The sequence below is a fragment of the Natronobacterium haloterrestre genome, from assembly GCF_900112205.1.
GTDB lineage: Archaea > Halobacteriota > Halobacteria > Halobacteriales > Natrialbaceae > Natronobacterium > Natronobacterium haloterrestre.
Window position 1 is genome coordinate 41,496 of sequence record NZ_FOKW01000004.1, and the last position, 12,147, is coordinate 53,642.

Annotated in this window: 13 protein-coding genes; 9 read left to right on the forward strand and 4 right to left on the reverse strand. The window is 66.9% G+C overall.

The genetic code is table 11. The features are described from left to right. The first annotated feature begins 48 nt into the window (after positions 1-48). The 3 genes from BM113_RS09145 (at position 49) to BM113_RS09155 (ending at position 2,657) form a co-directional block, all read left to right on the forward strand. Positions 49-1,095: an SDR family oxidoreductase gene (locus BM113_RS09145; RefSeq protein WP_089787299.1), complete on the forward strand. Its 1,047-nt coding sequence runs from the start codon at positions 49-51 to the stop codon at positions 1,093-1,095. Between the two features lie 82 nt (positions 1,096-1,177). After that, positions 1,178-2,056: a LolA family protein gene (locus BM113_RS09150; protein WP_089787301.1), complete on the forward strand. Its 879-nt coding sequence runs from the start codon at positions 1,178-1,180 to the stop codon at positions 2,054-2,056. Positions 2,057-2,159: 103 nt separating this feature from the next. Next, positions 2,160-2,657 carry a GNAT family N-acetyltransferase gene (locus tag BM113_RS09155; protein ID WP_089787860.1) on the forward strand — a complete coding sequence of 166 codons (498 nt, stop codon included), beginning with the start codon at positions 2,160-2,162 and terminating at the stop codon, positions 2,655-2,657. 47 nt (positions 2,658-2,704) lie between these two features. Here BM113_RS09155 and BM113_RS09160 read toward each other — a convergent pair whose 3' ends face one another. From BM113_RS09160 to BM113_RS09170, 3 genes are all read right to left on the reverse strand, one after another. Then, entirely contained in the window at positions 2,705-3,610 is a 906-nt protein-coding gene (locus BM113_RS09160) for a mechanosensitive ion channel family protein (protein WP_089787303.1), read from the reverse strand. Next, complete coding sequence (locus tag BM113_RS09165) at positions 3,607-3,855, reverse strand: YhbY family RNA-binding protein (RefSeq protein ID WP_007142472.1); 249 nt, start codon at positions 3,853-3,855, stop codon at positions 3,607-3,609. Before BM113_RS09165 ends, BM113_RS09160 begins: the two co-directional genes overlap by 4 nt. Before the next feature lie 286 nt (positions 3,856-4,141). After that, positions 4,142-4,420, reverse strand: a complete 279-nt coding sequence (locus BM113_RS09170; protein WP_089787304.1) for a ribonuclease P protein component 4 — start codon at positions 4,418-4,420, stop codon at positions 4,142-4,144. A 231-nt stretch (positions 4,421-4,651) separates the two neighbouring features. On the opposite strand from BM113_RS09170, the gene BM113_RS09175 reads away from it, so the two are divergent. The 4 genes from BM113_RS09175 to BM113_RS09190 all read left to right on the forward strand — a co-directional run bounded on the left by BM113_RS09175 (position 4,652) and on the right by BM113_RS09190 (position 10,639). After that, positions 4,652-6,724, forward strand: coding sequence for an ABC transporter substrate-binding protein (locus tag BM113_RS09175; protein ID WP_089787306.1), 2,073 nt, complete (start codon positions 4,652-4,654; stop codon positions 6,722-6,724). Between the two features lie 17 nt (positions 6,725-6,741). Beyond that, positions 6,742-7,569, forward strand: a complete 828-nt coding sequence (locus BM113_RS09180; protein ID WP_089787308.1) for a phosphatase PAP2 family protein — start codon at positions 6,742-6,744, stop codon at positions 7,567-7,569. A 95-nt stretch (positions 7,570-7,664) separates the two neighbouring features. Further along, complete coding sequence (locus BM113_RS09185; protein WP_089787310.1) at positions 7,665-9,713, forward strand: ABC transporter substrate-binding protein; 2,049 nt, start codon at positions 7,665-7,667, stop codon at positions 9,711-9,713. Then, positions 9,713-10,639, forward strand: coding sequence for a phosphatase PAP2 family protein (locus tag BM113_RS09190; RefSeq protein ID WP_089787312.1), 927 nt, complete (start codon positions 9,713-9,715; stop codon positions 10,637-10,639). Before BM113_RS09185 ends, BM113_RS09190 begins: the two co-directional genes overlap by 1 nt. A gap of 126 nt (positions 10,640-10,765) precedes the next feature. Here BM113_RS09190 and BM113_RS09195 read toward each other — a convergent pair whose 3' ends face one another. Further along, positions 10,766-11,170, reverse strand: coding sequence for a hypothetical protein (locus BM113_RS09195; RefSeq protein ID WP_177209137.1), 405 nt, complete (start codon positions 11,168-11,170; stop codon positions 10,766-10,768). A gap of 203 nt (positions 11,171-11,373) precedes the next feature. On the opposite strand from BM113_RS09195, the gene BM113_RS09200 reads away from it, so the two are divergent. Beyond that, entirely contained in the window at positions 11,374-11,772 is a 399-nt protein-coding gene (locus tag BM113_RS09200) for a prefoldin subunit beta (RefSeq protein ID WP_089787316.1), read from the forward strand. Positions 11,773-11,817: 45 nt separating this feature from the next. After that, a complete protein-coding gene (locus BM113_RS09205) occupies positions 11,818-12,114 on the forward strand; it encodes a DUF3194 domain-containing protein (RefSeq protein ID WP_089787318.1) in 297 nt (98 codons plus the stop codon). The last annotated feature ends 33 nt before the right edge of the window (positions 12,115-12,147 follow it).

A 12,147-nucleotide genomic window follows, 5' to 3' on the forward strand; every position in this document is an offset into this window, starting at 1 on the left:
GCGCATTCAGGCGACAGGTAGGGTGGCCTCGAGTCCCTACCGCCCCCGATGGGTCGCTTGCTTTCTCCGTCGACGACTGCACCCGAGGCGAAACCGCTCGAGGACCAGACCGTCGTGATCACCGGCGCGTCGTCCGGAATCGGCCTCACGACCGCGCGGATGGCCGCCGACCGCGGAGCCCGGGTCGTGCTCGCCGCCCGGAGCGAGAACGCCTTACGAGAGGCCGTCGCGGATATCGACGCCGAGGGCGGCGACGCCGAGTACGTCGTCGCCGACGTCGGTGATCGCGAGGACGTCCGCGAGATCGTCCGCGTCGCCGAGGAGACCTACGGCGGCTTCGACACCTGGGTCAACGGCGCGGGCGTCTCCATCTACGGTGAACTCGAGGAGGTGCCGGTCGAGGAGATGCGCCGGCAGTTCGACACCAACGTCTGGGGCCTGCTGTACGGCTCGCTCGAGGCCGCAGACCACCTGCGAGAGCGAGGTGGCGGAACGATCGTCAACGTCGGCAGCATCGTCTCCGAGCGTGCGATCGTCCTGCAGGGGAGTTACTCCGCGTCGAAACACGCCGTCAAGGCGTTTACCGACACATTGCGGATGGAACTGGAGAAAGACGGCGCGCCCGTCTCCGTGACGCTCGTCAAACCGAGCGCGATCGATACCCCGTTCGCCGAGCACGCGCGCAATCACATGGACAGCGAGGCGACCCTCCCGCCGCCGGTCTACGCGCCGGAGACGGTCGGGCGGACGATCCTCGAGGCGGCGACGGATCCGGACGCCGACGCCGAGATCACCGTCGGCGGCGGCGGGAAGAACATGATCGTGCTGGGGCGTTTCGCCTCGCGGCTGATGGACCGGCTCATGGAGACGCTCTTCTACCGCCTCCAGCGGCAGGATCGCCCCCCGACGGACCGCGACGCGCTCGAGGAGCCGTCCGAGGACCTCGCGCAACGCGGCGGGTACGAGGGGCACGTCGTGGACTCGAGTCTCTACACCAGGCTTCGCCAGGGTCGCATCGACTCGAAGACGGTCGCCGGCGTCCTCGCGGCGACCGGCGCGTACGCCGCGTACCGCCGTCTCGCCCGTCGAGCGTGAGCCGATCCGGGAGGCCAGTCACCTGGAGTGACAGTCATCGATCGGGTAACGTTTAGGAGGGTCGCCATGATGGGTGGGGACAATGACAGTCCGTCGAGCCGCGTTCGTCCTCTGTCTCCTCGTGGTGCTCGTCCCGCTGAGCGGCTGTATCGTCCTCGAGGACGTCGCCGATGACAGGTCGTCGACGGCCGGACCGGGGTCGGAGTCCGAGTCGGACGCCCCACGCGACCAGTCGTCCGACCCCGCCGCCGTCTTCGAGGGCGCGTTCGTCCACCCGGAGAACCTCGACAACGTCCGCGGCGAGCGGACGACGACCGTGACGATCGGCGAACCCGGCGACGCCGAAACGCGAACCGAACGCGTCGCGGTCGTCGAACGCCCCTACGTCGAGTACCGCAGCGAAGTCCTCGAGTCGTCCGCGCCCGATCGCGTCGGCGACGTCTACGTCTCGAACGCGTCGGTCTCGTGGTGGTACGACCCGGACGGGCCGTCCGCCAGCTACTTCCCGGTCGAGGAACCCTTCGACGACGAGGCGGTTCGGGCCGACCGCGCAGCGCAAGCCGACCGTCAGAGCGACCGCTACGACCTCGAGTACCTGGGGACCGAGACGGTCGCCGACCGCGAGGCCCACGTCCTCGCCGTCGAAGCGAAAAACGAGACGGTCGCCGAGGGAATTTCGCTGCTGGTCGGCGATACCGAGTTCGTCTACGCTCTCGAGACGATCGACCCGACCGAGGAACTCGTCGCCGACGAGCAGCGTCTCTGGATCGACGCGGAGTACGAGTACCCGCTGAAGGAAGAACTCGTGGTGAGCGCCGAAAGCGGGGACTCCGAGGCCGACCGCTACGTCATGACCGAACGGTTCGAGACCGTGACGTTCAACGACGGGACTGTCAGCGACGACACGTTCGCGTTCGACCCGCCCGAGAACGCGACGGTGACGGACCTCACTGAGGAGTAACGGAGCCAGGAGAGCCGACACCTCGGAATTCCGGCCGACGCTTCGAAAAACGGAAACGTTCTTCACGTTGGTTCGATGATATCACGGGACCGGTGGGATGACGCTGCAACTGCAAAAAGCGGACGAAAGCGACCTCGAGGCGCTGGCCGAACTCTGGCGCGCGCTGGCCACGGACATGGTACAGTATTCCGACCTGAACGAACTGTCCGATGGTGCCGCGAGCGAGGCCGTCGAGGAGGAGTTTCGCAACCAACTCGAGAGCGAGGACGTCACGAATTATCTGCTCCGGGAATCGGAATTGGAGTCGGAGTCGGAGTCGGGATCGGGAACGACGATCGGATTCGTCACCCTCCGGGAGGGAACGCACCCCTCGAGGGAGTACTCGGAGTACCTCCGGATCGTGAACCTGTTCGTGAAAGAGGGATACCGAAGCGAGGGTTACGGGTCGGCGGTCGTCGACCGCGTCGTGGAGATGGCCCGAGAAGAGGGCTGCGACCACCTCAAGGTCTCGTTCGAGATCGAGAACGACGGTGCACGGCGATTCTACGCCGAGAACGGCTTCGAAGAGAAGCAGATCGATTCCGTGTACCGACTCGAGTGACCCGTCGATCGCCTCGAATTATCGCAGGGGAGGAGAAACGGAACCGCCTACTCGGCCGCACCGAGAACGTCCGGTTCGTCCGCGAGTTCGAGGCCGCCCTCGAGGGTCCGGACTGGGTAGGGGATGTCGATCCCTTCCTCGTCGAACCGCCGTTTCACCTCGGTCACGTACTCGCCCTTGATGCGGACGAAGTCGGCCCGCGAGGGGTCCGCGATCCAGAACCGCGACTGTAGCCCGACGTCGGAGTCGCCGAGTTCGGTCAGTCGCACGCTCGGTGCGGGATCGTCGAGGATATCCGGGTGGCGTTCCGCCTCGTCGACGATGATCCGGCGCGCCTGATCGATGTCGTCGTCGTAACCGATGCCGAAGACGAACTTCATCCGGAGCTGGTCCGCCTCGACCGGGTTCTTGATGACGCTGTCGGTCAGTTGCGCGTTCGGCACCGTCAGCAGTTCGTTGTCGAAGGTACGAACGCGAGTGACCCGGAGGCTGATGTCCTCGACGACGCCCGAGTGGTCCTCCCACTCGATCCAGTCGCCGATCCGGAACGGCTTGTCGATGTAGATGAACACGCCGGAGACGAAGTTCGAGATCGTACTCTGCATCGCGAGGCCGACCGCCAGCGCGCCGGCCGCGGCGATGCCGGCCATCGAGACCAGGAAGTTGCCGAAGCCAGCGAAGCCGAACGCGACAGCGATCGCGAGGAAGACGACCCCGAAGGTGGCGAGTTTGAGCAGCGGCTTCTGGGCGTGGGCGTCGAGTTCGCGCGCCTCGAGCCCCCGCCGAACGATCGGCAGGAGAACGGCCTTTCCGAGGCCGTAGACGACGACGAACGCGGCGACGAAGAGGATCAGTCCCTCGAGGCTATCGGCGACCGTTGCACCCGTGAACTCCTCGAGTGCGCTGCCGATCGGACCGAGTTCGTCGGCCGCCTGCGAGGGAGCCCCGGTCATCGATGCAACACCGCGGTGTGCCCGCGGGTCTCGACGAGTTCGGCTCCGACACGTTCGGCCAGGTCAGCCGCCTTCTCCTCGGTCGAACTCCCGGCCCGGGCGGCCCGGAGGAACTTCACCTTCACCAGCTTTCGGTCCGCGAGCTGGTCGTCCAGTTCGTCGACGACGGATTCGATACCGCTCTTGCCGACCCAGACGGTGACGTCGAGGTCGTGCGCTCGTTTCTTGAGTTCCTGTCTGTCCATACCCTCGAGTAATGGAGTCAAGCCGTTTGAATCTTCGCGAACTGGACGGACGGTAGACCGACTGCGGACCGACGGCGGACCGACGGCGTTCGATACGTTCAGCCCCGGGACGGCTACGTGACGGTCCGGTCACCACAGGTAGTCACACGGGCGGGGACGTCGGCCGACAATACGGGAAGCGACCGAGTCGTGATCGTGGTTCCACGCTCCATCGGGGGCGCTACCCGGCGGTCTCGCACTTTCGCCCTCTCGCACTCTCACATCTCGCGCTCTCGAGCCCGCCCACTCAGTCGTCGTACGGATACCGTGCCTGCTCGCCACAGTCGCAGGTGATCACGACGTGGCCGTCCTGCAGCCTGACTCGAGCGTTCCGTCCGGGTCGGAGATAGGCGTCGCAAGCGTCGCAGGTGAACCGGCGGAACGTCCGCGGGAGACCGAGACGGTTGCGCTCCGCGACCCGTCGCGCGAGCCGGACGTAGTATCGCGCACGTTCCTGATCGCCCTCTGTCGCCGCCGCTCGAGCCAGCTCGTGCAGCCGTTCGATCCGTTCGGCGGCGACGCTCATGGCGTGTGGTTTCGTCGGTTCGCCTATTGATGTTGCGTTCGAGTCTCGAGACTCGAGGCTCGATGCTCCGGACGCGAGACCGACGGGTGAGAACGCCGTTCGGCAGCCAGAAGCCAGTACGGCGTCGTTACCGCACGTAGTCCGGTCCGACGGTCCGTAACCACAATCAATACCGGAATATCGTACACAATACTGTTATATATCAACGACGAAGAACCCCGAAGGAAGCGAATGAATCGGAACGCCCTGTCCCCATCCTCGCCCTCCTCCCTCCCCGACGAGCGCGTGAGTCGTCGCTCCGTGCTCGCCGCCGCGGCCGTCGCTACAGTGCCGACGAGCGGCTGTGCTACCCGTGTCCGCAGCGTCGTCGACGATGGCGGCCCGCAACTCTCGCTGACGCTCGGTACCGTCCCCACCGACGACGACCGCGGCGCGATCCGGATCGCCCGCCACCTCGAGTCGACCCTCGAGGCCGTCGGCATCGACGTGACGCTGGACGTCCGACAGTCCTCGGAGTTTCTCGAGGCAGTGTTGCTGGATCACGAGTTCGACCTCTTCGTCGGTCGGTACCCCGTCGACGGTGGTCCCGATCCCGACCCCGACTTCCTCTATGGAGCGTTGCACTCGCAGTTCGCGACCGAGGCCGGTCGGCAGAACCCCTTCGGGGTCACCGACATGGCCCTCGATGAAGCCCTCGAGACCCAGCGTCGCGCCGACGGTCGGGAACGGCGGGGGGCCGTCGAGTCGGTACTCGCGTACGTCGCCGAACGGAAGCCGTTCGAACCGATCTGCCGGCCGATCGAGCACCGCCTCGCCCGGCCCGAGGCGATCGACGGCTGGGCGGACGGCTGGCTCGGCACCGAACTCGACTATCTCGGCCTCGAGTCCGTCGGTACCGCGGGCGACGGCTCGGCGGATCGCCTCCACGCGCTCCTCCTCGATTCTCGCCCGTCCCGGAACTGCAACCCCCTCTCGGTGACGATGCGAGACCGTGACGTGATCGTCGACCTCCTGTACGACTCGCTTGGCGCGGTCGAGCGCGAAACCGGCACGATCCGGCCGTGGCTCGCGGATCGGTGGGAGTGGGAATCGAAGCCGGAACCGAACCACGATGGAACCGGCTCCCCTCGGCGGACGACCGCGACGGTTACGCTCCGGGAGGATGCACACTTTCACGACGGCGAACCGATCACCGCCGCGGACGTCGCCTTCACGTACCGGTTTCTCGCGGACACCGCCCTCGGTAACGCCCCCGTCCCTTCGCCCGCACCGCGGTACCGGGGACGCGTCGCCGCGGTCGACGACGTCGAGGTTCGCAGCGAAACCGAACTGTCGATCACGGTCGATGCCGGCTCCGAGGTCGCAAACCGGATCGCGACGGTTCCGATCCTCCCGGAACACGTCTGGATCGAGCGGCTCGCCGAGTACGGCGTCGATCCGGACCGCGGCCTCGAGGACGAGGCCGAAAATACCCTCGACACCAATCCCGGGCTCGAACCAGGGTACGAATCGGAACCGGACGACGAGAAAGCCGCCGTCTCGGCCCCGCAGGGGCGCTGGGGGCCCGTCGCGGGCGACGTCGAACCGATCGGGAGCGGCCCGTACCGGCTCGCCGACCGGTCGGAGCGTGATGGAATCACGCTCGAGCGATACGAGGGACACTTCGCAGTACCCTCGTTCCCGGACGAGAGCGCGGACCGAGACGGGAATACGACCGCGACTATAGACGAAGACGGGCCGAACGACGAAACCCACGGACGGACGGAGAGCGACGGGAGCGGCGAGGACGGGGCGCAGTCCGACACTCCCACAGCCTCGATCGACGAGTTGTACTTCGACATCGACCCGAGCAGCGCGTCCGCGATCCAGCGAACCGTCGCCGGGGACGCCGATCTGACGGCGTCGATGCTCGAGGCCGACGCGCTCGATCGGATCCCGGCGGCGGCCGACGCCGACGGCTCGGTCCGCCGCCTCGAGGCCCGCTCGCCGACGTTCTACTACCTCGGGTTCAACACGCGCCGGGGACCGGTCGGCAACGTTCATTTCCGTCGTGCGGTCGCCCACCTGATAGACAAGGCCTGGATCGTCGACGACGTCTTCCACGGCGAGGCCGACCCGATCGTAACGCCAGTCGGAGAGGAGTGGCTCCCCGACGCGGAACCCGATCTGACGTGGGATGGGACGGACCCGGTCGCCCCGTTCCCCGGCGAAGAGGGCGAACTCGACGTCGAGGCCGCTCGAGCGCTGTTCGAAGACCGCGGGTTCCAGTACGACGAAGACGGTCGCCTGCTGCGGCGGTACTGACGGAGGGACGTACGGATATGTTCACCGAGATGTTGCTCCGCGTCGTCGTCGCAGTGGGCTGTCTCCTGCCGCTCGCGCTGGTCGCGTTCGTCGGGCGGGAGCGTCTCGCCTCCCTCCGGCGGGAGTGGCGCCAACGGCTCCGGGAGAGCGCGCCAGCCGTTGCGGTACTCGCCGTCGTTCTCGTCGTGAACCGGCTATTGCGATCCTCGGCCCCGCGTATCTCCGACGAGGTCGGCGTCCACATGACCTCTACGCTCTACGACCTCGAGGGCGAGTTCGTCTTCGTCTTCCAGTCCATCGAGACGCCGGCACTGACGGCGTATTTCTCGGTCGTTTACGTCTACGGTTACACGTTCCTGCTCGTCTTCCCGATCCTCGCGTACGTCGCGCTGTCCGACACGGTCCGGTTACGGCGGCTCCTGGCGGCGTACGCGCTGAACTACGCGATCGGGCTGGCCTGTTACCTGGTCGTGATCGCGCTCGGCCCGCGCAACGTGATGCCCGAGGCGTTCGCCGAGACGATGCTGTACGATTCCAACCCGGAGTATCAGCATCTCACGCGACAGGTCAACCGCTACACCAACGTCTTCCCCTCGCTGCATACCTCGCTTTCGGCGACGGTCGCGATCTTCGCCTACCGGACGCGGTCGACGTACCAGGCGTGGTTTCCTGTCGCCGGTGTCCTCGCGGTCTCGGTCGCCATCTCGACGATGTACCTGGGAATGCACTGGGCGACCGACGTCGTCGCCGGGATCGTCCTGGCGGCCGTCTCGGTCGTGCTCTCGGTGTCCCTCGTGGGTCGGGGGTGGGCGTCGACGCTCCGCGAGCGGGTCGGACTCGAGTGACGGCCGCGTTGCGTTCGAAAGCCAAAGACCGGCCGTCCCAGCGCAATACTGTTATATCACCCCTGGCGAACAGAGACAAACGAACGAGAGACGAGATGTCAGAGCCCTCTCCTCCCTCCGCCGAGACGCCGCGTCGCGGTGCCGAGAGCGACCGCCGCGGCCGAGGTCCGACGACGAGCCGCCGCGCGATGCTCGCCGCGACCGGCCTGACGGCGGCGATGGCCGGCTGCGTTCGGGAAGTTCGCAACGCGGTCAACCGCGACGGAATCGACCAACTGTCGCTGACGATCACCACGCTGCCCGCCGACGGCGACCGCGAAAGTATCCAGCTCTCCCGGGCGATCCGGAACGCGCTCGAGGCGGTCGGCGTCGACGTCTCGATCGCGATGCGCTCCCACGAGGAGTTCCTGCGGGAGACGCTGATCAACCACGAGTTCGACGTTTACGTCGGCCGCTACCCGACCGGGACCGATCCGTCCTACCTCTACGAGGCACTCCACTCGCGGTACGCCGACGAGGCGGGCTGGCAGAACCCGTTCGGATTCACGAACCTCACGTTCGACCAGAGCCTCGAGCGCCAACGCGACGCCGGCGACGGCGAGCGACGCGACGCCGTCGCGGAGACGCTGTCGGCGTTCGCCGCCGAGCAGCCGTTCGTTCCGATCTGTGCGCCCCGGGAGTACCGGCTGGCCCGGACCGACCGCTTCGACGGCTGGGGGGATCGACACCCGGCGACTCCGCTGGGATATCTCGGACTCGAGGCTCTCGACCGGGAGAACGGGAGTGGAAACGACGACAGCCGACTCCGGGCCGTCCACACGGACGCCCGCCCCTCGCAGAACCTCAATCCGCTGTCGGCCGAATACCGAAACCGGGGACTGTTCACCGGATTGCTATACGATACGCTCGCGGTCGATGCAGCCCTGCTCGAGGATTCGGGAGCCGAGTCGGACGGCGAGGATGGGGAGGACGGCGAGGACCGCGAGAACCGCGAGGACGGCGAGGATGGGGAGGACCGCGAGAACGCGGCTGAGGAGGATGAGGGAGACGAGGGAGAGACAGGGGACGAAAACCCGGACAGGGAAACCGATGCGAACGACGCCGATGCCACGGGACCCGACCTCCGCCCCTGGCTCGCCGACTCCTGGACCCTCGAGGACGACGTACTGACGGTACGGCTCCGCGAGGACTGTCCGTTCCACGATGGACGGCAGGTAACCGCCGACGACGTCGCCTTCACCTATCGGTTCCTCGCGGACACGACCCTCGGCGACGACCGGGTTCCGACGCCGTCGCCGCGCCACCGCGGCCAGGTCGCCCCCCTCGAGGCGGTCGAGGCGGCCGGCAACGACCGCGAGATCGCGTTCCGGTTCCGACGCTCGCTCGAGGACGCGAGCGCGGCGGTCGCTGGGGCGCTGACGGTCCCGATCCTCCCGGAACACGTCTGGCGAGAGCGGTCGGCGGCCGCCGACGTCACCGGCGTCCGCATCGCCGAAGGGGTCACCGAGGCGCTCGTCGTGGACAACGTCCCGCCGATCGGGAGCGGCCCCTTCGCGTTCGCCGACCGAACGGACCGGGAACACGTCACCCTCGAGCGCAACGACGACCACTTCACGCTTCGCGAGGGCGTCGATCTCCCCGCGCCGACCGCGTCCGAGATGCGGGTCGCCATCGACCCCCGGAGCACGTCGGCCGTCGAACTCGTCTCCGACGACGACGCCGACGTTACCACATCGACGCTGGAGAGCTACGTCCTCGACGACGTGATCGAGGCCGCCGACGAGGCCGACGACCTCGAGGTGCTCGAGTCGTCGCCGCGATCGTTCTACCATCTGGGTTTCAACGCGCGTAAAGCGCCGTTCAGCAATCCCCGATTCCGGCGAACGGTGGCCCGACTGATCGACAAGGCGTGGATCGTCGACGAGGTGTTCGACGGCTACGCCCGGCCGATCGCGGCGCCGCTCGTGGATCAGGAGTGGGTGCCGGACGACCTCGCCTGGGGCGGTGACGGCGACGGCGACCCCGCAACACCGTTCCTCGGACAGGACGGCGAGGTCGACGTCGAGGCAGCGCGGGCGGCGTTCGAGGCGGCAGGGTTCAGGTACGACACGAACGGCCGACTCCGTACACGGGTGAGTCGGTAATGCTTCTCGAGGTCCTGATCCGGCTCGTCGTCGTCGTCACCGTCATGCTGCTCGCCTCGACGGCCGCCTTCGTCGGCCGCTACCGGCTCCGGGACACGCGCCTCGAGTGGCGCGAGCGCGTACAGGAGGTCGCGCCGATCACGGTCGTTCTCGTAGCCGTATTGCTCGGGAACAGCGTTGCCAGACAGACGGTTCCGGACCTCTCGTGGATGATCGGCTGGGAGCGGACGGGACAGATCGAGGCCCTCGAGGGGTCGTTCATCGTCTGGCTGCAGTCCCAGGCGACCCCGGAGCTGACGGCGTATTTCTCGTTCAGCTACATCTACGCCTACGTCTTCCTGCTCGTCTTCCCGATCGTCGCCTACTTCGCGCTCTCGAATACGCGTCCGCTCCGGGAGTTGCTGGCGGCATACACGTTGAACTACACGCTCGGACTGGTCTGTTACGTCTTCGTGATCGCCTACGGTCCGCGAAACATGATGCCGGAACTGGTCGATGCCCTCCTGTACGACACGTACCCGCGATACCAGCACCTCACGCGGCAGGTCAACCGCAACACGAACGTCTTCCCTTCGCTGCACACGTCGCTGTCGACGACCGTCGCTTTCCTGGCGTACCGAACACGAGAGATCTATCCGAAGTGGGCCCTCGTCGCCCTCTGGATCGCGCTCTCGGTCGCCGTGTCGACGATGTACCTGGGGATCCACTGGGCGATCGACGTCCTCGCGGGCGTCGCACTCGCCTACGTGAGCGTCACCCTCTCCGAGTTGCTCGTCGGGCAGTGGTCGGTCTGGGACTGGCTCGAGAGCCGGGTTCCGTCCCAGTCCGAACCGAGCGGACAATCGGGAAAGCGGCCACGAGAGACGCGGGACCCCGAGCGCGACCGCGCCGTCGAACCGACCGATTCGAGCGGCGAGGACGGGTAACCGCTGTTCGAGGCTGGTGCTATCGGTATCGGGGGAAGCGTCGTCGAAAGGAGTGGGACTGCGATCGTTCGTCCGTTCCGGGCGTAATCTGTCCGTACGCCGTACTCGCAGCCGATCGCTCGCCGGTTAGTCGTCCTCGAGCGCGTCGGCGATCCGCTTGAGCGCGCGGGTCTGGTCGCGCATCTCGTCTCGCAGCTGTCGAACCTCGCGGACGAGTTCCTCGTTGCTCTCGTCTCCGCCGCCGCGGCCGCCCGGACCGCCGGGGCCGCCGCCCATCATGCCGCCCATCATCTGTGCGAAGGGGTTGCCGCCGCCGCCCATGCCGCCGGGGCCGCCACCGCCGCCACCGAACGGACTCTCGGGGGCCTCGCCCTCTTCGCCTTCCTCGGCGCGCTTCTCACGGATCTCTTCGACGCGCTCTCGGAAGGATTTCTCCTCGCTGTCGTCTCCTTCTCCGTTCGCACCGGATTCGGCTTCGTTGTCGTCCGTCATACCCTCGGGTTCTTGACGGCCGGGGAAAAGGATTGCCATGTTTGCAATCCGGCCTGTACGAGTTTTGCTTTGCAACCCCGCCCGCACGAGCCGTTCACGGCCTGGCGGTGGCACATCGGGCCGCGTGAGCCGCGGACTCGAGTGACGTACCTCGAACCCCGAAAGATCGACCGTGTGCCGACGATCGCTCACTCTCGACGACAAAGCTTGGCTTTATCAGTCCGGAGGGCGAGGGTCGAGATATGCAAGGAAACCTGCCGCCGGAAGCACAGGAGAAAATCGAACAGCTTCAGGACCTTCAGGAGACGGCCCAGGAAGTCGCCGTCCAGAAGCAGGAGGCCGAAACCAGCCTCACCGAGGCCCAGAACGCCCTCACCGAACTCGAGAACATCGACGAAGAAACGACCATGTACCGACAGGTCGGCGAACTCCTCGTCGAGACCGAGTACGACGAGGCCGAGGACGACCTCGAGGACAAGGTCGACACGCTCGAACTCCGCCTCGAGACCCTCGAGAAGCAGGAGGACCGCGTCCAGGAGCAGTTCGAGGACCTCCAGGACGACCTCGAGGAACTGCTCGGCGGCGCCGGCGGCATGGGCGGCCCCGCGGGTCCGGGCGGTCCGGGCGCGGGCGGCGCGTAAACTCGTACTCGTAGCGACCGATAATCGACTCGATTCCCTCGATACATGACCTCGGATACCGACGCGGACGCCGACGTAGGCAGCGAGACAGACGAGCCGTCCGACGAGACCGTCGTCCAGACGGCGTCGGACGCCGCGGAAGGACTGATCTTCTCGCGGTACAAGCAGTCCGAGGTCCGCGATTACGACGTGACGATCACCTTCGAGGACGGCGTTCTCGAGGTCGACGTCTACCTCAACGCTCCGGACGAGGAAGACGGACCGGATCCGGAGCGAGTCGCGGACGACGCCGCGCTGGCCGCGCGGCAGGCGGTCGACGAACTGTTCGCCGACGGGCAGTAACCCACTTTCCGGTCGACCGCTAGCTACTCGCCG

Excerpts from the sequence above, each read along its gene's own strand:
- BM113_RS09195 (WP_177209137.1), bottom strand. The coding sequence starts at position 11,170 with ATGGCAATCCTTTTCCCCGGCCGTCAAGAACCCGAGGGTATGACGGAC.
- BM113_RS09175 (WP_089787306.1), top strand. The coding sequence starts at position 4,652 with ATGAATCGGAACGCCCTGTCCCCATCCTCGCCCTCCTCCCTCCCCGAC.
- BM113_RS09170 (WP_089787304.1), bottom strand. The coding sequence starts at position 4,420 with ATGAGCGTCGCCGCCGAACGGATCGAACGGCTGCACGAGCTGGCTCGA.
- BM113_RS09160 (WP_089787303.1), bottom strand. The coding sequence starts at position 3,610 with ATGACCGGGGCTCCCTCGCAGGCGGCCGACGAACTCGGTCCGATCGGC.
- BM113_RS09180 (WP_089787308.1), top strand. The coding sequence starts at position 6,742 with ATGTTCACCGAGATGTTGCTCCGCGTCGTCGTCGCAGTGGGCTGTCTC.
- BM113_RS09200 (WP_089787316.1), top strand. The coding sequence starts at position 11,374 with ATGCAAGGAAACCTGCCGCCGGAAGCACAGGAGAAAATCGAACAGCTT.
- BM113_RS09190 (WP_089787312.1), top strand. The coding sequence starts at position 9,713 with ATGCTTCTCGAGGTCCTGATCCGGCTCGTCGTCGTCGTCACCGTCATG.
- BM113_RS09150 (WP_089787301.1), top strand. The coding sequence starts at position 1,178 with ATGACAGTCCGTCGAGCCGCGTTCGTCCTCTGTCTCCTCGTGGTGCTC.
- BM113_RS09185 (WP_089787310.1), top strand. The coding sequence starts at position 7,665 with ATGTCAGAGCCCTCTCCTCCCTCCGCCGAGACGCCGCGTCGCGGTGCC.
- BM113_RS09205 (WP_089787318.1), top strand. The coding sequence starts at position 11,818 with ATGACCTCGGATACCGACGCGGACGCCGACGTAGGCAGCGAGACAGAC.
- BM113_RS09145 (WP_089787299.1), top strand. The coding sequence starts at position 49 with ATGGGTCGCTTGCTTTCTCCGTCGACGACTGCACCCGAGGCGAAACCG.
- BM113_RS09165 (WP_007142472.1), bottom strand. The coding sequence starts at position 3,855 with ATGGACAGACAGGAACTCAAGAAACGAGCGCACGACCTCGACGTCACC.